Origin of the sequence: Acinetobacter sp. NIPH1876, assembly GCF_022808535.1 — a bacterium.
Lineage (GTDB): Bacteria > Pseudomonadota > Gammaproteobacteria > Pseudomonadales > Moraxellaceae > Acinetobacter > Acinetobacter higginsii.
This window is the reverse complement of sequence record NZ_JALGBR010000008.1, coordinates 127,983-153,838: the sequence shown is the minus strand read 5'-3', so window position 1 is coordinate 153,838 and position 25,856 is coordinate 127,983. Positions and strand designations below refer to the sequence as shown.

The 25,856-nt window shown below is 41.0% G+C and carries 29 protein-coding genes and 2 tRNA genes; 7 read left to right on the top strand and 24 right to left on the bottom strand.

Annotation, left to right across the window (positions count from 1 at the left end):
- Nucleotides 1–35: 35 nt before the first annotated feature.
- Together MN869_RS10405 and MN869_RS10400 are read left to right on the top strand one after the other, a co-directional pair.
- Nucleotides 36–111: transfer RNA gene (locus MN869_RS10405), tRNA-Asn, on the top strand.
- A gap of 9 nt (nucleotides 112–120) precedes the next feature.
- Nucleotides 121–196, top strand: a tRNA-Asn gene (locus MN869_RS10400).
- Nucleotides 197–307: 111 nt separating this feature from the next.
- Here the strand turns inward: MN869_RS10400 and MN869_RS10395 are convergent.
- From MN869_RS10395 to lepA, 9 genes are all read right to left on the bottom strand, one after another.
- On the bottom strand, nucleotides 308–964 hold the full coding sequence (locus MN869_RS10395) for a tRNA-(ms[2]io[6]A)-hydroxylase (RefSeq protein WP_033133640.1): 657 nt from the start codon (nucleotides 962–964) through the stop codon (nucleotides 308–310).
- Between the two features lie 4 nt (nucleotides 965–968).
- Complete coding sequence (gene pdxJ / locus MN869_RS10390) at nucleotides 969–1,697, bottom strand: pyridoxine 5'-phosphate synthase (protein ID WP_005189881.1); 729 nt, start codon at nucleotides 1,695–1,697, stop codon at nucleotides 969–971.
- 54 nt (nucleotides 1,698–1,751) lie between these two features.
- The gene (locus MN869_RS10385; RefSeq protein WP_005189885.1) at nucleotides 1,752–2,459 is read right to left on the bottom strand and encodes a DNA repair protein RecO C-terminal domain-containing protein; all 708 of its coding nucleotides are present in this window, start codon (nucleotides 2,457–2,459) and stop codon (nucleotides 1,752–1,754) included.
- A 9-nt stretch (nucleotides 2,460–2,468) separates the two neighbouring features.
- Complete coding sequence (locus MN869_RS10380) at nucleotides 2,469–2,666, bottom strand: NF038104 family lipoprotein (RefSeq protein WP_243307490.1); 198 nt, start codon at nucleotides 2,664–2,666, stop codon at nucleotides 2,469–2,471.
- Between the two features lie 26 nt (nucleotides 2,667–2,692).
- Complete coding sequence (era, locus tag MN869_RS10375) at nucleotides 2,693–3,718, bottom strand: GTPase Era (protein ID WP_005189893.1); 1,026 nt, start codon at nucleotides 3,716–3,718, stop codon at nucleotides 2,693–2,695.
- A gap of 4 nt (nucleotides 3,719–3,722) precedes the next feature.
- Nucleotides 3,723–4,418 carry a ribonuclease III gene (gene rnc / locus MN869_RS10370; RefSeq protein ID WP_004805889.1) on the bottom strand — a complete coding sequence of 232 codons (696 nt, stop codon included), beginning with the start codon at nucleotides 4,416–4,418 and terminating at the stop codon, nucleotides 3,723–3,725.
- Complete coding sequence (locus tag MN869_RS10365; protein ID WP_004654518.1) at nucleotides 4,387–4,764, bottom strand: DUF4845 domain-containing protein; 378 nt, start codon at nucleotides 4,762–4,764, stop codon at nucleotides 4,387–4,389. The genes rnc and MN869_RS10365 overlap by 32 nt, the downstream gene beginning before the upstream one ends.
- A gap of 24 nt (nucleotides 4,765–4,788) precedes the next feature.
- Nucleotides 4,789–5,652, bottom strand: a complete 864-nt coding sequence (gene lepB / locus MN869_RS10360) for a signal peptidase I (protein ID WP_005322098.1) — start codon at nucleotides 5,650–5,652, stop codon at nucleotides 4,789–4,791.
- A gap of 73 nt (nucleotides 5,653–5,725) precedes the next feature.
- Complete coding sequence (lepA, locus tag MN869_RS10355) at nucleotides 5,726–7,543, bottom strand: translation elongation factor 4 (RefSeq protein ID WP_005189899.1); 1,818 nt, start codon at nucleotides 7,541–7,543, stop codon at nucleotides 5,726–5,728.
- A gap of 128 nt (nucleotides 7,544–7,671) precedes the next feature.
- On the opposite strand from lepA, the gene MN869_RS10350 reads away from it, so the two are divergent.
- The 5 genes from MN869_RS10350 (at nucleotide 7,672) to MN869_RS10330 (ending at nucleotide 11,521) form a co-directional block, all read left to right on the top strand.
- Nucleotides 7,672–8,352 carry an SOS response-associated peptidase family protein gene (locus tag MN869_RS10350; RefSeq protein ID WP_279324141.1) on the top strand — a complete coding sequence of 227 codons (681 nt, stop codon included), beginning with the start codon at nucleotides 7,672–7,674 and terminating at the stop codon, nucleotides 8,350–8,352.
- A gap of 127 nt (nucleotides 8,353–8,479) precedes the next feature.
- The gene (locus MN869_RS10345; RefSeq protein WP_243307486.1) at nucleotides 8,480–9,106 is read left to right on the top strand and encodes a S24 family peptidase; all 627 of its coding nucleotides are present in this window, start codon (nucleotides 8,480–8,482) and stop codon (nucleotides 9,104–9,106) included.
- A gap of 15 nt (nucleotides 9,107–9,121) precedes the next feature.
- Entirely contained in the window at nucleotides 9,122–10,417 is a 1,296-nt protein-coding gene (locus MN869_RS10340) for a Y-family DNA polymerase (RefSeq protein ID WP_243307484.1), read from the top strand.
- A 5-nt stretch (nucleotides 10,418–10,422) separates the two neighbouring features.
- A complete protein-coding gene (locus tag MN869_RS10335) occupies nucleotides 10,423–10,641 on the top strand; it encodes a hypothetical protein (protein WP_243307482.1) in 219 nt (72 codons plus the stop codon).
- A 37-nt stretch (nucleotides 10,642–10,678) separates the two neighbouring features.
- Nucleotides 10,679–11,521: a DUF6236 family protein gene (locus MN869_RS10330; protein ID WP_243307480.1), complete on the top strand. Its 843-nt coding sequence runs from the start codon at nucleotides 10,679–10,681 to the stop codon at nucleotides 11,519–11,521.
- Between the two features lie 432 nt (nucleotides 11,522–11,953).
- Here the strand turns inward: MN869_RS10330 and MN869_RS10325 are convergent, their stop codons facing one another.
- The 15 genes from MN869_RS10325 to MN869_RS10255 all read right to left on the bottom strand — a co-directional run bounded on the left by MN869_RS10325 (nucleotide 11,954) and on the right by MN869_RS10255 (nucleotide 25,802).
- A complete protein-coding gene (locus tag MN869_RS10325; protein WP_243307479.1) occupies nucleotides 11,954–12,262 on the bottom strand; it encodes a DUF6527 family protein in 309 nt (102 codons plus the stop codon).
- A complete protein-coding gene (locus MN869_RS10320) occupies nucleotides 12,259–12,837 on the bottom strand; it encodes a glycoside hydrolase family 19 protein (RefSeq protein WP_243307476.1) in 579 nt (192 codons plus the stop codon). The genes MN869_RS10325 and MN869_RS10320 overlap by 4 nt, the downstream gene beginning before the upstream one ends.
- 55 nt (nucleotides 12,838–12,892) lie before the next feature.
- Nucleotides 12,893–13,114, bottom strand: a complete 222-nt coding sequence (locus MN869_RS10315) for a hypothetical protein (protein WP_243307473.1) — start codon at nucleotides 13,112–13,114, stop codon at nucleotides 12,893–12,895.
- Entirely contained in the window at nucleotides 13,104–13,388 is a 285-nt protein-coding gene (locus tag MN869_RS10310; RefSeq protein WP_243307470.1) for a class II holin family protein, read from the bottom strand. The genes MN869_RS10315 and MN869_RS10310 overlap by 11 nt, the downstream gene beginning before the upstream one ends.
- 68 nt (nucleotides 13,389–13,456) lie before the next feature.
- Entirely contained in the window at nucleotides 13,457–15,946 is a 2,490-nt protein-coding gene (locus MN869_RS10305) for a phage tail protein (RefSeq protein ID WP_243307468.1), read from the bottom strand.
- Complete coding sequence (locus MN869_RS10300; RefSeq protein ID WP_243307467.1) at nucleotides 15,943–16,365, bottom strand: NlpC/P60 family protein; 423 nt, start codon at nucleotides 16,363–16,365, stop codon at nucleotides 15,943–15,945. The genes MN869_RS10305 and MN869_RS10300 overlap by 4 nt, the downstream gene beginning before the upstream one ends.
- Nucleotides 16,362–16,520, bottom strand: a complete 159-nt coding sequence (locus MN869_RS10295; protein ID WP_243307465.1) for a hypothetical protein — start codon at nucleotides 16,518–16,520, stop codon at nucleotides 16,362–16,364. The genes MN869_RS10300 and MN869_RS10295 overlap by 4 nt, the downstream gene beginning before the upstream one ends.
- Nucleotides 16,517–19,204, bottom strand: a complete 2,688-nt coding sequence (locus MN869_RS10290) for a hypothetical protein (RefSeq protein ID WP_243307461.1) — start codon at nucleotides 19,202–19,204, stop codon at nucleotides 16,517–16,519. The genes MN869_RS10295 and MN869_RS10290 overlap by 4 nt, the downstream gene beginning before the upstream one ends.
- A 58-nt stretch (nucleotides 19,205–19,262) precedes the next feature.
- Nucleotides 19,263–20,120 (bottom strand): DUF2163 domain-containing protein, encoded by an 858-nt coding sequence (locus MN869_RS10285; protein WP_243307459.1) that lies wholly within the window; start codon nucleotides 20,118–20,120, stop codon nucleotides 19,263–19,265.
- Nucleotides 20,117–20,767 carry a DUF2460 domain-containing protein gene (locus MN869_RS10280; RefSeq protein WP_243307457.1) on the bottom strand — a complete coding sequence of 217 codons (651 nt, stop codon included), beginning with the start codon at nucleotides 20,765–20,767 and terminating at the stop codon, nucleotides 20,117–20,119. The genes MN869_RS10285 and MN869_RS10280 overlap by 4 nt, the downstream gene beginning before the upstream one ends.
- Before the next feature lie 9 nt (nucleotides 20,768–20,776).
- On the bottom strand, nucleotides 20,777–23,761 hold the full coding sequence (locus tag MN869_RS10275; protein ID WP_243307455.1) for a phage tail protein: 2,985 nt from the start codon (nucleotides 23,759–23,761) through the stop codon (nucleotides 20,777–20,779).
- A 119-nt stretch (nucleotides 23,762–23,880) separates the two neighbouring features.
- Complete coding sequence (locus tag MN869_RS10270) at nucleotides 23,881–24,387, bottom strand: zinc ribbon domain-containing protein (RefSeq protein WP_243307446.1); 507 nt, start codon at nucleotides 24,385–24,387, stop codon at nucleotides 23,881–23,883.
- 69 nt (nucleotides 24,388–24,456) lie between these two features.
- Complete coding sequence (locus MN869_RS10265) at nucleotides 24,457–24,690, bottom strand: hypothetical protein (protein WP_243307492.1); 234 nt, start codon at nucleotides 24,688–24,690, stop codon at nucleotides 24,457–24,459.
- A gap of 26 nt (nucleotides 24,691–24,716) precedes the next feature.
- A complete protein-coding gene (locus tag MN869_RS10260; RefSeq protein WP_243307444.1) occupies nucleotides 24,717–25,028 on the bottom strand; it encodes a hypothetical protein in 312 nt (103 codons plus the stop codon).
- 6 nt (nucleotides 25,029–25,034) lie between these two features.
- Nucleotides 25,035–25,802 carry a hypothetical protein gene (locus MN869_RS10255; protein ID WP_243307436.1) on the bottom strand — a complete coding sequence of 256 codons (768 nt, stop codon included), beginning with the start codon at nucleotides 25,800–25,802 and terminating at the stop codon, nucleotides 25,035–25,037.
- Nucleotides 25,803–25,856 lie beyond the last annotated feature (54 nt).

Here is a 25,856-nt window from a genome sequence, read left to right as displayed (position 1 = left end):
GCATCTGCTTTTCATGCCTAAAATGCGCATCAGATTCTCCAATAGCTCAGTCGGTAGAGCGACGGACTGTTAATCCGCAGGTCCCTGGTTCGAGCCCAGGTTGGAGAGCCAATCTACTAATCTCCCATAGCTCAGTCGGTAGAGCGACGGACTGTTAATCCGCAGGTCCCTGGTTCGAGCCCAGGTGGGAGAGCCAAGATTCTAAAAAGCCCTGATCATTGATCGGGGCTTTTTTTATACTATTTAAAAGAATACCCAATAAAAAAAGACCCGTGATGAACACAGGCCTTTTCACTTATAATTTAGATTAAGCGGCAACTTCTGCTGGCACACCACTATGAAAACGGAATGTATCATCTGGGCTTAAAATCAGATTTTTTTCCACTTCACGAATATGCTCGATGCGTTGCTGGATCGTCTCTTCTGGATCTTTAAGCTTCGCTGTTTTTGCAACATCCAAAGCTAAAGCCAGATAGTCCTCAAAATGACGAGATTCAGACTTAAGCAAGTAGCGGTAGTAACGCCCCAATTCATCATCCACAATCGGTGCTAGCGCATAGAAACGTTCACACGAGCGTGCTTCGACAAATGCACCAATAATCATCACATCAATTAGAGCCTCAGGCTCATAAGTACGGATTTCTTTACGTAACCCACCTGCATAGCGCCCTGCGCTTAAGCCCTTCCACTCTTGGCCACGTTTGTTCATGAATTCCAAAACCTGCTCATAATGCAGCATTTCTTCACGCACCAATTGCGCCAATTTCACTTGCAGGTCCGTAAAGAAACTATAGCGGAACATCAAGTTCATTGCTGTACTCGCTGCTTTTTTCTCACAGTTAGCATGGTCTTGCATTAAGATGTCCAGATTATTAATGGCTTCATCCAACCACGCCTGAGGAGTCGCACAACCCAAAAAAGCGATGACAGGTTGCATCAACTCATCATAATTTACACTACTCATCAACTTATCTCGCAGCAGCCTGAATCGCTGCTTTCATATCTGTTACTGCTTGAGCCAAACCAACAAATACACTATCGGCAATAATTGAATGCCCGATGTTTAATTCATGAATTTGTGGAATTGCTGCAATCGCTGCAACGTTATCCAGATTCAAACCATGCCCTGCATTCACAACCAAACCTTTTGCCGCTGCATATTCAGCACCTTTGATAATACGAGCTAATTCAGCTTGTTGTTGCTCATCCGTTTCCGCATCTGCATAAGCACCCGTATGGATCTCAATGGTTGGTGCACCACATGCGACAGCAGCATCAATTTGAGCTAAATCTGCATCAATAAACAAAGACACATCACTGCCAATAGCTTTGAGTGCTTGGGTCGCCGCTTTGACTTTTTCAAAATGACCAACCACATCCAAGCCACCTTCGGTTGTCACTTCTTGACGACGTTCAGGTACAAAGCACACATGTTGCGGCTGAATCTCTTTGGCAAATGCAACCATTTCATCAGTCACAGCCAATTCAAGATTCATACGTGTTTTTAACAATGGACGCATGCGACGTACATCATCATCTTGTATATGGCGGCGATCTTCACGCAAGTGCAAAGTAATCCCCTCAGCACCTGCCTGTTCACAGACCAAAGCCGCCTGAACTGGATCAGGGTAAGTTGTACCACGTGCTTGCCTTAATGTCGCAACATGATCAATGTTTACACCCAAGATTGCAGCCATAAAAATATCCTATCGGTTTAGCCCTGAATCATTATTTTCAATACATCAGGAATATCAATTTTGTGTACTTTGAATCCAAAGTTGCCTGCTTTTCAGCGGCCGATCACCCAGCAAAGAGCTAATCATTTGACGGTATAGTTTACCCAATAATTGCAGCTGTTCGTGAGAAAAATCCTGCCCATCTTCGTAACTTTGCATGGAGGTAATCAATGCACCATCAAGTGTTGAACGCGAAGCTTGTGAAACTGGTAAAAAGCCATCATTGAGCTGAAATTGATAGTGCTGAGTGACCTGAATGTCTTTTTGGCTCGCATCTACTGAGAAATCAATGGCATAACCAAGTTCAGGTAATAATACATGCTCAAATTGACGTAAAATTTGTCGAAGAAACAAAGCCGCTTGCTCATGTGTAGCCAATTGCTGTAACAGCGCGAGAATCAACTGATATTGTTCGAATGTTTGCGGCATCATCTCTTCTAAAGGACACAGTCGCAATAGAATTTCATTTAAATAAAAACCGGCAAAAAATGCATCACCATGAAAGAACACAGGTTGATTCAGGATTTCTAATTTTGTGAAATTTTTAAGTTCCGACTTACCAGAAGCTTGCAGACGAATAGGTTGGTATTGCGGCGGTGGGATCTGCCTAAGAATCCCATCCACCCGACCATATTCTTGTGTAAATAAATGCACAATATGGCTTTTTTCACGATATTTACGATGATGAATCAAATAGCCATGCAGGACTTCATTACGCATCATAGAACGATACTAGTCCCTCTTTTTCTCATCCTTTTCTTCATCATCGCCATCAGGAATGACTGCACCTACAACCGCAGCCGTCCCTTTAACAACACCTTTAGTGGTCTTATAGGCAACTTTCACAGGTACAGTTACAAGCTTATGAATACAGCCCTGCAACATGAATACACACGTCACGATTGCGAGTACACGGATTGTTATTTTCATACCTGTTTCCATTGTCAACAAGACAGTTAAATATCGCTATAACCTAAGCTTTTTAGTGCACGTTCATCATCAGACCAGCCACCTTTGACTTTCACCCAAAGTGTCAACATGATTTTTTGTTCAAACATCTTTTCCATGTCTGCACGTGCATCCATACCGATACTTTTCAGCTTCGCTCCTTTGTCGCCAATTACAATGGCTTTTTGGCCTTGACGTTCCACAAAGATGGTCGCATCAATATAGGTACAAGGTGGCTTTAAACGGCCTGTTTTTTCGTTTACAGCCGCTTCTTCAGTTTTAAATGATTCAATCTGAACCGTTAAATCGTACGGAAGCTCTTCACCCAACTGACGCATAATTTTCTCACGAATGATTTCACTCGCAAGGAAACGTTCAGAACGATCGGTAATCTGATCTAATGAATACAAAGGTGGTTGATACGGCAGATACTTCTCAATCGTGTCACGTAAATGATCTAGGTTCGCACCACGCAACGCTGATACTGGAACAATCTCAGCAAAGTTCATTAACTTGGCACGCTCTCGAATCAGCGGCAAAGCTTCATTTTTATTTTCGAAGGTATCTAGCTTATTGATCACAAGGATCACAGGCATATCTGCATTTTTAAGCTTTTCCAAAACCAATTCATCGTTTTGAGTCCACTTTTGTGCATCAACCACAAATAAAACCAAGTTCACATCGCGCAATGCTGAGTGAGCAGCACGGTTCATCATCTTATTGATGGCACGTACTTCTTTTTTATGCATCCCAGGAGTATCTACGAATACTGCCTGTGATTTCTCACGTGAATCAATCCCCACGATCTTATGACGTGTGGTTTGTGGCTTACGTGAGGTAATGGATAGCTTCTGACCCAAGATATGGTTCATCAAAGTTGACTTGCCCACGTTTGGACGGCCAACGATCGCAACAAAACCGCTTTTGAAATCTGAAGGAATTGTGCTTCCTTGAGAACTAAAAAATTGATCAACTACATTATTGCCATCTTGCTGTTCAGTTGCTTCTGGCTTATTTTCTTCTGAATGAGACATCAGGTTATTGCTCCAATAATTTTAAAATCTCTGCCGCTGCCGTTTGTTCGGCAAAACGACGACTTGAGCCCTCGCCTATAATTTTTGGCAATCCCGCTACATCACATTCCACTTTGAAATGTTGATTCGGGGCATCGCCCTGAATATCTACAACCTCGTAAACTGGGAGAGGTTTTTTACGTGCTTGTAAATACTCTTGCAAACGTGATTTAGGGTCTTTCAGTTGATCTGTCGGTTCGATATGATCAAGATATGGTTCATACCATTTTAACACAATGCGCTCGAGCAAGTTGAGATCATTACTGTCTAAATAAATAGCACCAATAATGGCTTCAACCGTATCAGCCAAAATCGATTCACGGTGATGTCCACCCGATTTTAACTCGCCTGTGCTTAAAATTAATGACCGACTCAATTGTAAGTCATTTGCAATTTTCCCCAATGCTTCCTGTCGAACCAAAGTCGCACGCATACGTGTTAAGCGACCTTCATTTTCTAGGGGATAGGCATTGTACAAATAATTTGCAACGATCATCCCTAATAATGCATCGCCTAGAAATTCTAGGCGTTCATAATTATGTTTATGGCTGACCGAGCGATGGGTCAAAGCCAGTTTTAACAAGTCAAACTGTTTAAACTGGTGACCTATTCGCCCTTGCAGCCGTGTATCATTGAGCTTGTTTTGCAGATTTTTGGTCAAAAGTCTTCTCAAAGGTCATCACTAAACTGATATTCAGCATGAAAGGCTTACGTATTTCATACTTCTTCATCACCACAAGATCATCTTTATAAGTCACTTGCGCAATATCTTTAAAATGTAGATCGCGAATCCCGTTCATATCAAAACGTTGATCCATCTGAGATGCAAACTTACTCGGTGTAATATTTGCAGGACTATCTTTTAATAGCCCCTCAATTTGAGTATTAATCAGTTTGTCATCCCAGTATGCTGGCCAAATCGCAATTGCTGCTTTCACAGCAACTGCAAATAAGACTACCCCAAATAAAATTGCAATATACGAAGTCCCTTGTTGAGATTTACGCATCTGTCTATTTCCTATATATTTTTATTAGTCAATCTTACCATTTCGGTTGAAACTTGGAAGATTAAAACCAGGTTCTTTATGCATCCATACATAAAAAGCACGACCTGTTAGGTTCGCTTCAGGTACAAAGCCCCAAAAACGACTATCTGCACTTTGATCGCGGTTATCACCCATTGCGAAGTATTGTCCCTTTGGCACTGTTACTTCCCAATCTTGACCGTTACTTTGGATAAATACATCATTCTCTTTTGCGACAAATGGCACCAAAGCTTCAGCACCTCTCAATTGTGCAAACTGGAATTGTTCAACAAGCGGATTGCGTCCTTCCAAGTAGCGGATTAAATGCTGATGTTCACCTAAAGTTTCTTTGAAATAAAGCGCTGTAGGCGTATCTTGCTGATCTTTCTCACGCGAGTATTGAGTCTCTACCTTTGCAACTTGCTGGCCATTAATCATTAATTGACCATTTCTAAATTGAACATGGTCACCTGGTACACCAACGACACGTTTAATATAGCTAATGGTTGGTTGTGGCGGATAACGGAATACAATCACTTCACCCCGTTTTGGCTCACCGACATCAATGATTTTAGTATTTACGATTGGTAAACGTACACCATAATCAAACTTATTCACCAAGATAAAATCACCTGTTTCTAAGGTCGGAACCATAGAATCTGATGGAATATTAAATGGTTCATATAAGAAAGAACGTAGCACCAGCACAACAGCCAACACAGGCCAAAAGTCATATGCCCAAGTAATGACAAAGTTCTCTTGATTACGCCCACGTGTTGCACGCTGTTTCAATACCAACTTATCCAGTAACCACACTAAAAAGAAAATTAGTGTTGCTGGTACCAGAATCAAGTTAAAATCAAAATCCACAAACCCTCTCTTGCAGTTTCACTGCCCGTCATTCGACTGGGTAAAGCGGCATGCTCCCCCAGCCTGATCTTTTTTATCGATCAACTTTCAATACAGCTAAGAACGCTTCTTGTGGAATCTCAACACTTCCCACTTGCTTCATACGTTTCTTACCTTCTTTTTGTTTCGAAAGAAGTTTCTTCTTACGCGAAACGTCACCACCATAACATTTTGCCAATACGTTTTTACGCATCGCTTTTACGGTAGAACGTGCAATGATTTGCGCACCAATCGCAGCTTGAATCGCAACATCATACATTTGGCGAGGAATCAGATCTTTCATCTTCTCAACCAATGCAATACCACGATGACGTGCATCTTGACGGTGACAAATCATTGCCAAGGCATCAACCTTTTCGCTATTAATTAGAACATCAACCTTAACCAGCGCTGAACTCTCGAAACGAACGAAGTTATAATCCAGTGAAGCAAAACCACGCGAACATGATTTTAATTTATCAAAGAAATCCATGACCACTTCAGCCATTGGAATTTCAAACGTGATTGATACTTGGTTACCCAAGAATTTCATATCTTTTTGAATACCACGACGTTCGATACATAAAGTCATGACATTGCCTAAATACTCTTGCGGTACAAGGATATGACATTCAGCAATCGGTTCACGTAAATCTTCAACTGTTGAGCCATCTGGCATTTTTGAAGGGCTGTCGATATAAATGATATCGCCTTTCTTGGTTAATGCTTCGTAAATAACAGTCGGTGCAGAACTGATCAAATCAAGATCATACTCACGCTCTAAACGCTCTTGCACGATTTCCATGTGCAGCATACCTAAGAAGCCACAACGGAAACCAAAGCCTAACGCATCCGAACTCTCAGGCTCAAAGAATAAAGCAGAGTCATTGATCTGTAGTTTTTGCAGCGCTTCACGGAATGGTTCAAAGTCACTTGAATCAATCGGGAACAGACCTGCATAGACCTGTGGTTTAACCTTTTTAAAACCTGGTAAAGTCGCAACATCAGGTGTGTTAGAAAGCGTAATGGTATCACCAACTGGCGCACCAAAAATGTCTTTAATCCCTGCAATAACGAAACCAACTTCACCTGCTTCGAGGATGTCAGTTTCGGTATGCTTTGGATTGAACACACCAACTGAAGTCACAGGATGTGTTTGGCCAGTTGATTTCACCAACATCTTGTCGCCCTTGCGGATACGACCTTGTTTAATACGAACAAGCGATACCACACCAAGGTAGTTATCGAACCATGAGTCGATAATCAATGCTTGTAACGGTGCATCACGATCACCTTCTGGCGCAGGAATCACATCGACCAAACGCTCTAGAACACCTTCAACACCTAAACCAGTTTTTGCTGAACAGGTTGGTGCATCTGTCGCTTCAATCCCGATAATTTCTTCAATCTCGTGAATGACACGCTCAGGCTCTGCTTGAGGTAAATCAATCTTGTTCAAGATTGGTAAAACTTCTAAGCCCTGCTCAATCGCGGTATAACAGTTTGCAACTGACTGCGCTTCTACACCTTGAGCAGCATCAACCACCAACAGCGCACCTTCACAGGCAGCTAGAGAGCGCGATACCTCATAAGAAAAGTCAACGTGCCCTGGAGTATCAATGAAGTTCAATTGATATTCTTGACCATTTGGATGTGTGTAATACAAGGTTACCGATGCAGCTTTAATGGTAATCCCACGCTCACGCTCAAGCTCCATAGAGTCTAATACTTGAGCTTGCATCTCACGATCTTGTAAACCGCCGCACATTTGAATAAAACGGTCCGCCAAAGTCGACTTACCATGGTCAATATGAGCAATGATCGAGAAATTGCGTATATTTTTGATATCTACGGATTTTTTAGCTTGCGCCATGGGTTACCTTAATAATATGTACACAACAATGTACTCAATTAAAAAATTGCTTATTGCTGTGAAAATTAATGTACGAAAAGTTCGGCACAGTATAAGCAGAACAATGTTAAAAATATAGTGTTAAAAGTATGTGTAGTCTTTACTGTATTACCTTGGAGAACGCTATGTGTGCCAACTACGAACCAATAAGAAGAAGTCGTGCTCAATTCCTAAATTTATACGAGCCTACATTTGACTATAAAGCCGACCTTTTCCCAGGTTACGATGGTCCTATCATTATTTCCACTGATCAAGGGTTAGAGTGGCGAGCTGCCCGATTTGGTCTGGTACCGAATTGGGCTGATGATATTAAAAAAGTAAAAAATACTTATAACGCCAGATCCGAGACAGTGGCCACAAAACCAAGCTTTCGCCATGCATGGTCAAAGAATCAATTTTGTTTAATTCCAGTAGAGACAATTTTCGAACCTAAGTACATAGAAGGTAAATCGCATTGGTACGGTATCTATCGAGAAGATGACATGCCTTTTACCGTAGCCGGTATTTATGAACACGCCACATTAAACGGCGAACCGGTTATCTCGATGAGCATGTTAACGATCAATGCAGATGACCATCCTTTCATGAAGCAGTTTCATGCGCCAGACGATGAAAAGCGCTCTATTGTTGTCATACCTAAAGGACGGCGTAATGATTGGCTTAGCTGCAGCCATGATCAAGCTAAAGACTTTTTAGTAGAGATGCCAGTTGATGAGTACACTGCAGCACCAAAATCTGATATGCATAAATTCCGACCAAACACACACTGACTAGCGACAACTTTTGACTTGTCCTTGTTTATCCACAGATAAATAAATTTGAATTTATAATGATAAAAATCTTATCCTAAAAAGGTAAATCAATTCCCAACACGCCTCGTAGCGTAGGAGTTAGAAAATGTCTAAGAAGTTGCCTATTTACTTCTCTGACGGTGCCTGGTCAAGCTTACAAGAGCTCATGGGACCTGATGGGAAACCAAGCCCCACCGTTAATGCTGTTTTTGAACAGATCTCAATGCAAGCAGATCTGATTGAAAAACTCGGGCTTACCCCTATCCTTCCAAAATCTAAAGCATCGATACCGATGTCATTAGAGCGCATACCTGCAGGTCCTGCTTTCGCCACTAAAGATGATTTAGACACTACTGTTGATCTAAATGAATATCTTATTCATAACCCAATATCATCATTTATGGCACGTGTAGACAGCGAATCGATGCTTGGTGCTGGCCTTGAAATTGATGATCCAATTATCATCGATCGCAGCATTGAAGCTGCACACCACGATATTGTTGTGGCACTAATCGATAATAAAGACTCAACAATTAAGCGACTCATGATTACAGCCAAAATGTCGAAAGCTGATATTAAAGAGATCTTTGGTGATGAAGATTATCCGCTGCCTAAACTCTGGCTTAAGGCTGAAAATCCCGCTTATGAGCACATCATCCCTGCAGACAATCAGACTGTAGTTGTATGGGGTGTGGTGACATTCAACTTAAAGCGTATGCATTACCGCTCATAATAAGAAGAATTAAAAATGAAAAGTAATACTCGCATATTCGCCTTGGTGGATGTTAATAACATGTATGCCTCGTGCGAACGTGTTTTTAATCCCGCGCTTAATGATCGGCCAGTAATTGTGCTCAGCAATAATGACGGCTGCGCTGTGGCCAGAAGCCAAGAATCGAAGGATCTAGGAATCAAAATGGGTGTTCCCCTATTTCAAATTGAGGACATCGTTAAAAAGCATAATGTACAAGTGCTATCAAGCAATTACGCACTATACGCTGAAATGTCACGGCGTTTTATGATGCTCTTAGGCCAATATGTTGCACCAGGTGAACAGGAAATTTATAGCATTGATGAGTGCTTTTTAGAGCTCACAACGTTCGAAAAAAACTTTGATCTAACTGCATACGCTCAAGAAATGAGAATTAAGGCCCAGCAATGGTTAGGATTGCCCTGTTGTATTGGAATTGGCCGCAGCAAGACAGAGGCTAAAATTTCCAACCATATCGCGAAGAAAAATAAGTATTTCAATGGGGTGTGTAATTTGGCAGACATGGACCCGTGTTCTGCAGAGCAATTACTCGCACACGTGGACGTTGGTGAAGTTTGGGGCATTGGCCGACAAAACTGTAAGAAACTTAACTTAATGAATATTAAGTCTGTTCTGGATCTGATTGAGTCAAATCCGAAAGAGATTAAAAAATCATTTTCTATCGTAATGGAAAAAACCGTCCGTGAGCTGCAGGGCGTTTCATGCATTGATATCGAAAATGAGAACCCATCAAAACAGCAAATTATAAGTAGCCGGTCTTATGGCCAGCCAGTTTATGAGAAGGATGACATTAAATCATCGGTACGTTTATTCGTGACTCGTGGTGTTGAAAGAATGCGTCATGATGGCTCTATCTGCAAGATGATTGGTGTGTTTATTCAAACTGGCCGCTTTAATAAAGATGAGCGTTATTCACCGTATATCATTGTTCAGATGCCTGAGCATACAGATGATTTGTTAGAAATTACCAGGGCAGCAATGAAAGGAATCGATCAGATCTACAAGAAGGGTTTCAAATACAAAAAGGCTGGCATTGTTCTGCTCGAGTTAATTCCCAAGTCAAAATTTGTTCCGGATCTCTTCACGGACTACACACATCGAAATCAACGTGAAAAGCTTTCGCAGACCATGGAAGCAATCAAAGAGAAGTATGGAAAAGATCATGTCTCCCTTGGCCTTTGTAATGATACCAAAGCCATCTGGCAGATGAATCAAAATCGCCGCTCACCTTCATATTTAACGAATTGGAACGAACTTTTTAGAATCGGGTAACCACTATGCATATTTTTAAGCTAACGAACGAACAACTTGCACAGATCCTTATTCCAAAGCGGTTTGTTCCTGAAAGGCCTGCAGATTTGGAAGGAAAGAATGTCGAGTATGTTTTTGATAGTGAAGATAAATTCGAATTATCTTATGATGAGCTTTTAGAGATAATTGGAAAAGCTAGATTAGCTGGACCGCAACTAATACCAGTAATAGGCACCATTGCTTGATGCCTATGGAAAATTTAAAAAATATAGGTTTTTTACAATGAAAAGAGCAATTATTACAGCTAACTACGGATCGTTTCATAATGAAAGAGGTCAAGCCACTGAGAAAATAACCATAGATGACTTGCTGTATTACTCGTTATATTGGGACCAAATTGTTATCCCGTGTAACCATTCTTTTTATAACGAACTACCTCAGGAAAATGATTTTGTAAACTCTGGTATAGTAATTAGACCAGTAGCTCAATCAAATTGGATGATGGGTGGCGATTTCCAAAGTATTGCAACTCAGGAACTTATCAACACCTACAAATATTTCAAAAAAATACAAACTGATTCAGATTTTACTATACATCACAATATTATAAATACATTTGATGGTTTCAGTGGGGCACCTTTCATCAAGCAATCTGCTATAAGGGTTGGATTAGCAAATTGCTTACCTTACCCAACTAATATAAATATCTATGATCTTTTGGAATTTAAAGAAAAAAGAAAAGATGAATTGGCAAGTTTGCACAAGTATCTTACAGAATTATATTTAGATATAGTCAACACGCAACATTCACAAGATTTAAAACAACTACAAGTTCTCAATGATTTTGAAAAATCAATTAACGACTTAAAACAGTCTATGAATGAAAAATTCCCTAACAAATTATTTTTCAAAAATTTGATTTCTGAGCTCAAGTTTGATATTGCAGAAGTTGGTTCAGTAGCGACTGCAGATATTGCATTGTCAACGTTCCCGAACTTAACTGTTGTAAGTGGAATAACCGTAACAGCTAAAAGAGTAATTACTACAATTTTAAAAGAACAGACCGCAGATACACACTTAAATTATATTAAATCAAGTATTAAGGATGGAATAGTTCCTAGGTAATTTTTCTGTACGGAATTTTACTATTTTCAGAGTATTCCTTTAATTTAGTAAAATTCTGTTCATTCAGAAGTACAATTAAAGTTCCATGCTTTAGGCCTAAAAATACTTTATAGATTGGTTCTTCAATTTTAACCACGTCCGAAGCTACTTCCGAAAAGCTATAGAAATCTAAACCAGCCACTATAAATAGTTTTCCTGTTAGGTTTCGAAGAAAAAGTCTATTTCGTAAAAGTCTTTCAAAAAATTTCATATTGTCTCCGAATCTCAGTATGTACTGCCCTCATCAGAGGGCTTTTACACATACGCCGATATGAATATTGCTGTTGATAGTGTGAGCGGTACAACCAGGTAATACACACAAAACAAAAACGCTCAGAATCAATGATGAAAATGAGCGTTTGCATTTAACTTTTTGGATCTGACCTTTCATAATCACCCATCCTCAATAGGTACCATTTCAACTGTTTTACCTGCCAATTCGTGATGACAATCAGATAAGAATTGAATCTTTCCATCTGTTAGAAAAAGATGACAACGACTTTCTGGATGGTGATCATTTACGAGTAATGACGGCGTGAATGTTGGTTTATTGACATCACCATTAAAATTCCATTTGCTGCCGTTTGGATGAGACTTGACATGGAAAGGATGTAAATATTTACATCCAGGGCACTTAAATAAGTACATCCCACTACTCCAATACTCAAGATATGGGGTTAATTCAGTAACTGTTACGCTCATGACAACCAGCCTTTAATTTTACTTAGTTGATTTCTGCGATCTGAAAGCCCATTAACACCACCATTGATGCGCCGTGTGATTAAGTTAATATCATCTTTATCTGCCAGCTCATTTAGCCTATTGTCGTACCAGTACTTACAAGCAACCAGCATCCCAATACTCGGCAATGCTACGATCTGCGGATTATTTTCAAAATCAATTCCTAGTGCGCGCCCATATTCACGATAATTTGCACGGCCAGTTAATTGAATTGGTCCACGGCCTTTGTATCGAGTACCATCCCCTTTTTCTGTGTTGCCAAGATCCTTACGACCTTCGTAGGCCGCTCCACTGGCGATCTCCTCCATGTAGCGAAAATTACCAGACTCATGCGCCAGTTGAGCCATGAAATGTGCCAGGCGCAAATCATTATCTAAAATATGATATGTACGCATGTGTACGTTCGCTGCAAGTGCAAGCTCTTCCGCACGTGCCTGAGAAGCGCCTAGTTTTTTGAATAAGGCGGTTAAAGTTCCACGGCCAACGATACCATCATCATTAACACCTAATGCTTTCTGTAATTTTGCAATACTCATCATTTTTCCTTATGCGAAAAAACCGCCCGAAGGCGGTCATGTTGCTAAAAGTTAATTACTGACTTGGGGCATCCTTGTCCCGCTTCTTTTCCTGATCTGAACTACCGAAATAGAAACCACATGCAGTTGTCATTGCCCCTGCAATAAAACCCAAAGCCGTGTTTATTAAGTTACTGTTTTCCCGTGGCATATCGACAAAGAATAATGCGATTACCAGGACAAACATTAAAGCAACCAAGGCAAAGGCCAAATAAGCCCTAGTTTGTTCACTTGTCATCACAATCACCTTTTAAACGTTCTTTAGTTTGCTCATATTGCTTCTTACGCAATTCGTGGATTTCCTCTGCTCGCTTGTCATCACGCCGTTTAAAATACAACGTCATGAAAAAAGTGATTACACCGATAAAGACCGAAAACCAAACGGCCCAATCTACACTTGCTGCATACGCTGCCACTGATGTCACCCCTGATACATAAGGTACTTTTGGTACTACTGCTGCTGCGATTGTGTTTGTAGCAGCTTCAACCGCGCTTGCTGCTTGTTCTTGCATTTTCTGTCTCCAGAAATAAGAAAGCCTCCGTAAATAGGAGGCTAATTAATTAGATTAAAATCTATTTTTTATGCTTCAGATGTACTTTGAGTAATCTGATTTGAATAGTTCCATGTTGTTTCTTTCCATACGTCTCTCGCTGCGAAACGGATATAATATGGCGTTGTTGCTTGTAAACCTCCTAAGGTGGTTGTTAATGCTGTACCCGTCCAAGACGGCGCTGTTGTTGTTGGATCAAAGTCTGCAGTCGCACTCAACCAAACTGCATAATCTTTAAGATCAGGTACATCACTTGGCACCCAATTGATCGTGATTGAATTGGCATTAGATGCAGTATAGATATTGCTCAATACAGGTGGTACCGGATTGCTAATACTCAACTCAGCAAAGGTGCTTAAATTAGAACCTCTTTTACTGGCCACTCGAATTGTATAAGCACGTTGAACGCCATCGACTTTGGCCTCTTCAATTGAATAACTATAATCCGTGTTAGTGTTTTCAACCTCTCGCAACTTCACACCATTGGACCATATCTGAACAATATAACTATTTGCCCCTGCAGAGCTTTGCCACTGAACTTTAAAAGCAGTTCCAACAAATGGTGATTGTAGCGATAAACCAATCACACCAGATGGACGTCCACCGTTTAACGTGTAGCTATAAGCAGTGACTTCATCCAAAGTTTGTTCTTTCTGCTCAAGTCCATTAAAGCTGGTGAACTTTAAATAGATCTGTTTACCAACAAGATTACTGTTATAACTATGTTCAAAAATCGCCCGGTCTAAACGAATAAAACTTTCGCCTGCATTGTGATTTTGAGCATCATTAAAACGGCCACGCAAAACATCACTTAATGTATATAGTCCAGATCCATTCAAAGTTGCTTCTTGATAATTGAAATACTCGTCACCTACTTTGCATATCGTCTGATCTGTTTGTGCATCAAGCAAGGTGCCACTGAATAACTGACTTGCTGTATTTAACTGGATCTGCATGGATGTGGCATTATTTGTTATTGGTGCAACCAACTGACCGTATCGAGCTGAACCATACGCCGTTCCGATGAGTTCATACGTGGTGTTATCGAGACTGGCCCATACATTGCAGCCGCCCCAATTCAAGCCACCAGACACCGCCATCCATACTTCATTCTTACCATCTGTCATATCTAATGGCGGTTCAAATATAGCTGGTGCATTTACATTGCCTGGCTCTTCATTACCGCCTTGATAACCATTGGATGCCTGCAGGTCATATTCAATTGCTGATCTGGAACCCTCTGCGACTTCCTCTGCAGTAATGGTTAACACCCCATCATCATCTTCTTCCACCCGAGTGATACGAACAGCAAACTGATTTAAGCCTAATGATGCATCTGTGATGGTCACTATATCCATCGGCTCAAGCAGGCAGTACTTCCACCCAAGTTGAAACTCATATTCATTACGAACATACAGCAAGCGCTGTAAACGTAGTTGAGCCACATGCCTAGCGATCTTTGGCTCACAAAAAAACGTTAGCTTTTTTGGCTCTTCCGATCGTAAACCAAACATTTCAATATTGGCCTGATCTTTGGCTTCAACCGTTTCCGTGTTGTACTGGTTGTATCGATTAATGTACTCAATCTGGACGTGATTATATGCATCTGTGTCACGACTACGGCGAACCTTAACAGGCTCATCTTCACCCAGAAAATCATCATCAGTTAAATGGTAAACTGGTGTAAGATCTGGTGTGAACGTTACTCCGTGGCCAGTCAAAGCAGCATCTCCAAATGACTTAATTTTTAGCCCATCGGGGCTTGGTACCACAGCACAATTAACAGACTCAACGATCTCATTAATAATCTCATGTGCTTCTCGTTGCTCTGTAAATGCGGGTGAAATTAAAAGGTTGGCTGCTCGGCAATAGGTTCTAAACTCGTCCAAATTGGAAATATTAAGACTCGGTGCAGCCCCATATCGTGGATTCTTAATAAAATCTTCGATCACATCCGCTGGATTGGCATCATGTATCGTTGAAGATAGGGTTATAGTGCTAATCACTTCAAAATTATGATTAGACAAACTGGCACTACCACCCAAGTCATAGTTTGCTGCAGCAACATAACCAAGAAACGGATAATTCAAAGCCTGGTTAGGGTGAGCGCTCGAGATATAACCCCACATCGGATTGTTATTGCCATCAAACAACTCGAAGCCAAGTTGATCGATCGGCTGAAGAATTACACCACCTTCTTGCTTGGCTACAAGCTGATCTTTATCCACCCATATCATGCCAATATCCTGAATTTGGTTTTCACACAGACCAAGCATTAATGAGGCGCTATAAGTATATGTAGTATTCTTGGTTTTAGTCTTGCCACCTTTACCACCAGATTTTGTCGTGGTGGTATGGGCGATTGCTTTAAAATCGCCATACCAGAACATATTCGCGGCCACACGGGTTTTTCCATAAACCAATGGCTGACACAATCCATAAGCTGATTGTTGGATCCGCATTGAATTAATACGGGTATCTGACATGCTGATTGTGGTACTTCCAAACACTCCACTCATTCTTTCAGCCTCTTCATACGAAAAAAGCCCGCACAACGGCGGGCTAAACTTCCTTTTGTGCCATCCTGCAGGATGACGCCTAAATGAATATAGGAATGGATAATGGTTGGCCATTCCACAACAATTGCACCATGACTGATGCATTTGCCAAAATGATATAAAACCAGATCACCTGGTTGAGGTTCTTCCACTTCATAACACACGCTAAGGACATGTTCTAAATAGCGCTGTCCCATCTGATGCATGTGCCAATCTGGAGGATATGGCCGAGGATCTAAGTGATCCATCAGCCCTACTTTCTCATAAACCTCACAAATCAAAGTACCGCAATCAACACCAACACCTTTGACGCGGCCCTGATGATGATATGGCGTGCCAAGCCAGGACATCGCTTCTTGAATGACTTTTTCCAATATCATTGATTAGCTTCCATATATCCTATGATTGGATCTTCATCAATACCGCAGACAACCTCATACTCAGACTCTCCATCCGTGATGATGCATCTTTTTTGAAGTCGACCTCCGACAGTAAACGGAAACTCATAAATCACTCTGTAATCTTCATAATTCATAACACATTACCTTTTACGAGATAAGAGATTATCATAGAAGCACCTGTTTGATTTGCAATGTAAATATTCCCATCCGTGTGAGTAGAGAGAATTAGATTACCAGCAGTGCCGTTCGAACCATCTAATGGTCCTGTTGTTACAGAGAAATTCGTGTGTCCACTTATTTTCTGTGTATTTGCGCTTGTACCTGCTCTAAACCATGCCTTTCCTGAGATAGCTGTTGCTGAAGAACCAAAAATTTCAATTTCACCAAACACATAAGCTAAAACAGAGGATTTTCTTAAAGCAACAACACTGCCATTGGTAATCGTTGTATATCCGGTATGAATTGCACCATTTAACTGAAGTGATGCTGTTGTGCCAAAACCTGAAACAACCCCTCCCTGCGTTGTCACAACATTGTTAGGACCATAATTGCCTTGCGCATAACCATTTGTTCCAATAACTTGAGCTAAATATTGCGCACTAACACCAGACTGACCATTTTTGCTAGTGTAAAAATTCCTTGCGGCAACACGCGCAGCATCTAAAGCAAGAATGCCGGCACTCGGATTGCCAGTGGTTGTACCTGCAAACAAACCGACTTGCGAATTATTTGCTACTACGCCAGAACGCCCAGATAACGCCCCAGATCCAGAGCCTGAAACCCAACATTGCCCAGCTTCCACCATTGAAGCTGTAAACGACATCCCATGGTTTTTATTACAAACTGCCAAGTTTCGAGTATATCGTCCTGTGCCACTATTTTGAGTGTTGATGCCATTACCGCCGTTGCACATTGTAAAACCATCAACAAATTGGCCACCACTGATGTTAACAGCCATAACTCCATGCGAAGCACAACCGTAGATAAATCCACTATCCGAGTAATAAAATCCGCCCGCATCGGACCTTAAAGCTTGTAACTTGCAACCGATGATTCTGCATGTCGATAGTCGAACGAAATTACCAGCAATAAACGACCCCATTCCGCCCGCACCAGCGATAACTGCCCCTCGCATATAACCAGACCCACCATCACCAAGATGAACCGCATGTGAAGTAGAACCAACAAAGTGTGCAGAAGGCGAATGTATATGAGAGCCATTAAACCCCCAAACTGAATAGTTAAATCCCCAAACCGATACGTTATTTCCAAGCCTTAACTTGGATACTTTTGCATCATAAGCACCACCTTCTCCTTTTAATAATAATCCTGTACCAGTAGCTGTACCCTCTAACACCATGTTATCAAGAAACTGTACATGCCCTCCTTGCTCACCTGCAAAGCCATTTCCACCGTTTTTTGTTTGGCGCAATACAGTTTTCATTACTTTAACTTCTGCGCCCATCCAACCTTTTGTCGTTGGGGCGAATCCTGCAAATTTAGGCGCTACAGTGTCGCTGTTTGCATGGTATCCATTCCAGCATTTAAGCCAAACCGTGACATTATTCCCAGACTTAGCTGTAACTTTCCAAGTACCCTCATGTACAATGAGGCCAGATTTGATAACAGAATAATCTGTAGCAGCAATATTATGAAAACTTAGATTGATTGTAAGCTGAGTATTACTATCAACAGTTTTAACCTGAACAAAACAACCATTTACTAAAACAACATCTCCTTCATTGACGACTGACAAAAAGTTAGTCCCAATTCCAGTAATCGTGCTACCCGATATGCTAATTGTTCCAGCATTAGGCTTTGAGTAATACCACCACTGGTATCTTAATGAATCAGTATCAAATTCATCATCAGCACTACCTGATTCAAATGCAGATGCAACCGTAATTGTCCTTGCTGCATTATCAAACCCTGTAACTTTACGTGTTTGACCTTTAAAGTGGATAAGATCACCAACATCTAACCAATTCCCTGGCACACCATCGGGACGAGTACCGCCTAGGGTGATGGTATTTCCTGATGTTGTCGCCGTACCCATTTTGTTCATACCTACCGAGATTTCCCCCACATAGGCTTTGCGGACAGGACTCGCTTCGAACCAAGCTGCGCCACAAGCTACTTTATCAATTTTTAAGAAATCACCTACATTGATATTTGATGCATCTGCAAATTGATAGGTTACATCCCAAGAACCATCTCCCCCCACAGCACTTACTACAGAATTAATGGTTGCAGGGATTGGTTCTGCACCTTTGATAGTCAGTAATGCGTGATCTTGTGTGTATTTAGCGATGTAATCTGAATTAAAACTGATAAGAGTTGCAGGCAACACGATTGTAGTCGGTGAGCGGATGATTAGATTTTCTAACTTGCTCAACAAAGCTGATGCTTTCAGTGCATCAGTATACACAGCTACGATTGGCTCCCTAATCTCAATCAATCGATTAGAGGCAAGTCCAGTTAGCAAACGTTCAGAAATATCCGCACCATTAAAATCATTAACGGTTGCATACTCTAAGTTTTTATCTCTTTGAGTACGATTTCCTGATGTAGAAACTAATAAGTCTGACCAACCATTAGATCCTGCCGATATTTCCGAGATTAATTCTAAAGCACGCTCAAACTCTTCTAAATCGTTTTCGTAATCTCGTCTTAAATTTTCTACTGCTTGATATAAATTAGTAAAATCGTATGATTTTTCACGAATATGAGCTAAAAGTTCAACAAAGGATTTCTTAAATCCCCCCTCTGTAACATATGGATCAACAAAATCCTTATCAAGTGGCACCTCAGTTACCATAGTCCGCTCCAGGCATAAAAAAACCTCGCATAAGCGAGGTTTAAAAATAGAAATAAATTTAAATGGATGTTTCTGGAATAGGCACGAATGGCGCCCCTCTGAAACGTACTCGGTTGTTAAAACGGTTTTGACAGGTCTCTAAGCGTTTATCACAACCAGGATAAACCTTGATTTGCTCACCAATGGTTGGCATCTCTAAAAGTGGCAAAGTCAATAACAATGCACCAGATTCATGCAATCGCACAGTTCGTTTAATTCCACGGTTCACACCTTGGGTAAATTCGACCACACCTTGGGTAAACCAACCTTGCGGCTGGTTTAAGGTACAAGTGATGCGACTTGGAGTGCTGTTTGCTTCAATTATGGAATTGACCACATAGGACGAACTCAATAAACCACAACCACTATCAAACAGAGTGTTTAAACAACCTGGCTGATAAAGATTTCGCGGCATTTTGACGTTGAGAATGTCGGTATCTGAGGCAGCATTAACATGGATCTGATTACGATCCATTTCAGGCTCAATCAAACTTCCTTCAAACAATGTAATTGCACCGGCACTGGTATCTGTTGGAGTATTACTATCCATAAAAACTCGCTCCAATTTGAACCGCACCCCATCCAGAATGCCGTTGTGAAATGCCTGGACAATAGGTACATCACTAAAATGAGTATCATCATTCACCATGATAGTGATAGATAAGCTATCCACCTCAATGCCAAGGTTTTGGGTGATGCCTTCACGCTCAATGATGGGACCATCAGCTCGGTACACTTGGCTGGCAATCGTCAGATCAAAATCAAAGTTTGTATATCGATATACATCACCTTGAATGGTAGTAAAGGTGTACAAGTCAGCCATTAAAAACTGACCTGCATCAAGTAATGCTATTAGTTTCGGTGAGGCTTGTCTCATATCTTATTCCCCAAGGAACCCACAAGCTCAACTTTGCTTGCTTTCCAAAGTTTATGCATAAAATTAACGTATTGCTGTTCATCATCTTTGAATCTACAGCGATAGTAATAAACACCAGTGATATGAAGCCCAACACCCTCATCTAAAGGCTCAGACAATATTAGTTTTCCATCATGGGTAATATGAGCTGTTGTATTGTTCCACATTGGCTTATTTTGATTTAAGTCCCACATCTTTTTGGTTGCTTGTACATTCCACATATCTGGATTCGCAGGTTTCCAAATTTCCTGTGTATTAAGTAAAGGAATCTGTAAATTATGCATCTGCTTGTACAACTGAAAAGTTGTAGTAACGCCATCACCAACGAAATAACACTCAAACTCGAAATCACCTGGCATCTTAAACAGAAATGAATCAAAGGCACCACGGCGTTCAAGAAAAAAACTCTCAAGGATCTGAAACTCTTTTCTGTTCTTATTCTCTCGGAGGAAGGCATAAGACAAAGAGATCTCATACTTTGGCACCGCCTGATAACTGGCCCGCAACTCACGACCGTTGACTGATGTCATGATCTTGGTGTTAAAAGTGGGTGTCTTCGTTAGATCCCACTCTAAACCGGGTAATTCTGGAAATAATTCATTCGACATGCTTCATCCTTATTTACCAAAGTTACGGTTATAGCCTTTTAAGCCACCTGCCAATTCACGCCCATGTTTTTTCATGAAACGTTTTAAGTCTCTTGAATCCCATGCTTGAATGTTGATTGACGGCGGTGCGCCGACATCTGAATAAGCCATATCAGGATCTTGACCACCACCCGCCATAGATCTACCTAAGGCACGAATAGTATTCGCATGTTGCTTAGGTAATACCATTTCCTCTTCATGCAGCTGAGTTACTGGATTAACCCCTGATGGAATGTCATAACCTCCTCGAGCAGATTTGATTTTGCCTGCCAGTCCACCCACCAATGCTAAGGCCGATGCGCCTGCAGCAATTGCAAGCACTGGACCCACGTATGGAATTGATACCATGGCTTTAAATGCCCCTGCCATCGCTTCCCATGCATACATCATAATTGACTTGATTGCCTCACCCGCTTTTAGCCCTAATCGCGCCAAAACACCCATACCTGTTGCCGCAGTTTTAGTGGTCTCACCAGCAACTACTGCAGTGGTTTGTGCCGCTTGGCCAGCAACCTCCATGGTGGTTTCAGCCTTAATAAAACCCATACGTACCAATAACCGTTGAGCTAAACCTTTTGCATAAAGCTTAATAGGCTCACTAATCATTTTCTGGATAAAGAAACCAGCCATATCAGTTAAAACAGCATTGGTTGCATTACGCCAGGTTAATGTGCCATTCATCATGGACTGTATGCCTTGGTCCCATAGGTTAGACATACGAGATGTAAAACCGCCAAACATAGATTCAAAGTCCTTAATCTGAGCTTTATTGATTAACTCAGGAGTTTTGAGATTTGCAACAGTTTGCTCTGTATCTAAACCAGATATATTGTTAAGGATCTGATTTTGATTGCCCTGCTTTCCAGACTTTTCACTCATCTGGTTTTCCAGTTCAAAACGTTCCTCCAAACCTTGGCGTTTCAGTGCGCGTAATCTATCTTCAGCCTCTTTTTCTAGCTGATACATTTGCACATTTGAAATCTTTTTGGCATCAAAGGCAGCTTGTATTTGCTCCATTTCAATTTCATAACGGCGTTGGGCTGCAAGTTGCTCATTCTCTATCCGTTGTTCTTGGAGTTTTTTTACTTCCTCAAACTCCTTGACACGCAAAGCTTTGGTTTTATCACTGGCTTCCTTTTCAGCAACGATTCTAAATTTTGCCTTTTCAGCATCAATTGCTTTTGATTTCTCAATTTCGCTTAAGGCTTTTTGTAGATCCAGCGCAATCTTTTCTTCTTCAGTTGCGTACTTGTATTGAATGTCAGCAAGGGCCTTAGCTGCCTGTTCAGCTGCTCTCTGTTTCGCCTTGGCATCTGCATCCGCTTTTGCCTTAGCTGAAGATCCACCGGATCCACCTGCATTTTTAACACCGGTACCTATACCAATGTTTGGGTTAAATGTTGGTAAGGGCGCCTGCATAGTTTTGGGACGATTTGCAGCAGGGAAAAATAAATTAGTAAGTTGATCATTACCTTTGGTTGCAGATTGAACTGATTTATCTCTGAATGAGCCCCAAGAGTTTTGGGTGGTCATAACACCTGCATTCCATGCGTTCTTGGCCTCGGTAGCTCGATTTTTCATCTGAGATGTATATCGATCTGTTATAGACCCAATCTGTGATAGCCCACTTTCCCATGATGCTTTCGCACCAGAAAAATTAAAACTCAGAACGTTACTGACCACATTACCAAATGATTGAAATTTCACCGACAAAACATCTAATCCATATTGGATAGTGTCTCTAAATCCTCCAAACACATTGATAACTGTATTAATGGCAATATTAATTGCCTGACATACAGTTGATACAACCGCCCGGATTGCTGAAAATGCAATCTCAATACTGACTCTTAAACCTACTGCTACAGCAGCAAATCCTTTCATTGCACCAGAAACCAAGTCCATAAAGGTTATTTGTGCAATTGCACCATCACTAATATCTGCTGTTAAGTCACTCCATATGTCAGAAATCAATGTAAATACTGATTGTACAATTCCAAGCAAGTTTTCAAAAATCGTGATAATTGCTGTTACGGATCCATCAATTTCTTCTTTAACTCTCGCAGCAAAATCGAGAAACATGTTGACTAGTTCAGTTAATATTGGTGCAGCCTGTGCAGCCATATTATTCAATACACCCTGCATAGTTGCCTGAACAATTCCAAGCGCAGAACTAAACTCTTTTGTGGCGCGAATGGCTTGCTCGTCCATCACCAAACCTAGGTCATGCGCTTGTTGAGAATATTCTTTTAGTTTTTTGGCATTATCTTCCAACAATGGAGATAATAAGGTTGCGTCATCTGCTAATTTCTCCATTTGCGTAGTAATTTCGGCTTGAGAAAGACCCGCTTTTTGTAGAGCATCATAATATTTACCAAGAATTTGCGGACCTGACAGCCCTTTAAACTCTCTGGCAGTAATACCGATCTTTGGTGCAATTTTCTCAAAGAAGTCAGCCATTTCCCCGCCGCCAGTAAGCATGAATTCACCAAACTTATCATTTACATCCTTCATGATGTCTGACAGTTTTTCTTGCTCAACTGAAACTTTCTTTGAAGCAAAGGCCCATTCTTGAAATTCTTTCGTTGTAGCATTGGCTAATCTAGCTTGATTTTCCAACTCTTTTGAGGCTTCACCAACTTGATTAGTTAAATTTGCCAAACCAATCATTGCTGTGCCTACAGCTGCAGTGATTCCAAGCCCAACCATGGCAAAGCTACGGGTGAAGCTTGCTGATATTGATGTCCCTACCTCTTCAAACCTTGTAGTGACAAGTTGAGAAATTGAATCAATGCTACTTCTAAAACTTGAAAAATCAGGAACAAAATCAATATTTCTTCCTGTGTCCTCAATATTGTCCGCCGCATTATCAACGATTTGCTCAGCATCATTCATGCCTTGTTCGAGTTCTGAGGTTCTGGCGCCAACACGCACCTCAATACGATTGTCTGCCATTTCACTTTTCCTCAGGCAATAAAAAACCGACCTAATAAGGTCGGTTATAGAAACCATTAATAAACTTTTGTTTTATATAGGGCTACATTCGTTAAAAATGGACCATTAGAAGTTTTGAATTACATAACAACGAGATCTATTATTCCACAGCTAGATGATGCTGCCTGACTATGAATGAAGCCCATATTAAATTCTTTCATTTTTTTAGTTTCTCCAGCTTTGACAACTTCATAAACTACACGTTTATTACTGTCAATTTTGGTACCACTATTTGATGAATGATCGCATTCAACTGTAAAATCTTTTATATCATTCGTTCCATTATTCTTGATTGTCATATCGATCATCATAATGTTTCCAAAACCACCTTTACTCCAATCAAATTTAAATTCTAGATCTTGAAGTGCCTGTTCTTTTGGTGATAATGCAGGTGCAGTTGATGCGGTATTTCCATTAGAACCATTACCACCGCCAAGCATTGCGCCAAAGACGCCAAAAACTACTAAACCTAAAATAATCCAAGTGAGAACAGATGTGGGCTTTTTAACTTTTGCTCCACAACTTGGGCAAGCTTTTGCTTGTGTGCTGACTTGTACCCCACATTCTTTACAATTAATTAATGCCATTTTTTAAAACCTAATATTAATAAGGGTAAAAATGCATTATACATTTAAATAAAAAAACAGGATGGCTTATTAACCACCCTGGGGGAAATTATTTAGAACTTCCATCAGTTCATCTTCATCATCTGAGATATCTGACATAGGGGTATTATCTTCAATCCCCATGAATGCCTCTAAAATACGGCAAAGCCTTTGAACACCAATATTTGTGGGAGGGTATTCTCGTTGATACGCATTTAGTGCTTTAAGCCTTATTAAATCGACCTCATCTCGGACATAATCATAATCGCGCCCTAACGTAAGCACTAAATGGGTATACAACTCCTCCCAATCTATTCCCCCTGCTGGTCCTCTTTAACCTCTTTGCTTTGCAAACCAGATACCGACATTACAGCACCCATTACCTCTTCTAATTGGTCCATATAGATGAGATCTGCAACATCATCACGGGTGATGTCGGGATAATTCCGTTTAAGTGATTTATGCGCCACATCGATCACTAAACCAACATCGGAGGGCTGAAAACCTTGCAATGCAGGTAAAAGCTTTTCAATCGCACCCAAGGATAATGGTGCAAACATCAATGGTTTTCCGTCAATAAGGATCTCTTGTCCACGTGGATTATCAACTTGTTTAAATTGCATCTTCTGTTACTCCGACAATGTTGCTTTAAATACGCGGCCCAGATCATCGGCCATGGGTTGAAATTCAAACTCAGGGATATCGTAATCATCCTGCTTTGAACTAAAACCAAGCTTGTTACTAACATTACGGAAGAACTCCATGCCCATAAACTTGCCCTTGAAATCACGCTGCAGGTTTACGGCGAACTCTGGCGTATACCCCATATCAAGGTTAGATACGGTGATCTGCTTGGCACCTGCCACCGTTGCCGAGTATTTAAAGCTGATAAATACCGTTTTACCTACGTCTGCAGTAGCAAAGGTATATGCACCTGTTGCAGCATCAACACTGTATTGCCCTGTTGTTGGTGCACTTGCAACGCGCTTCATTGGTACCGCTTTTGAATCAGTAACACCTAAATCTTTAACGTAAGTTCCGGCATTCGGTACCACCGGAGTAACCAAGCCTCCTGCAGGGATAATTTCGCCGTTAATGGTTTGCGCAATAGTCTCAATACCACCCTCGGCAATTACACCACCAAAGAAAATCGAGTTAAGTAATGCACCATTGATACGTCCAAAACTGGCCTTACACTTAATGGAACCTTTGCCACGCGCTGCATCAACAGCAAATTGGCCACGGCCAAAGAGTTCCTTTAAGTCATAGCTAATATCTACAGAAACAGACTGTAAGACGCCAACTTCAACGGGTGTGGGATTACTGATCGGCTGACCATATACATCTTGAATTGGCGTGGCAAAGATCTTGCCAGCACCGAATAAATACTGAGCCATTATTTTGACCTCTCAAAAATGACAAAACCGCCAAACGGCGGTCATTGAATGAAT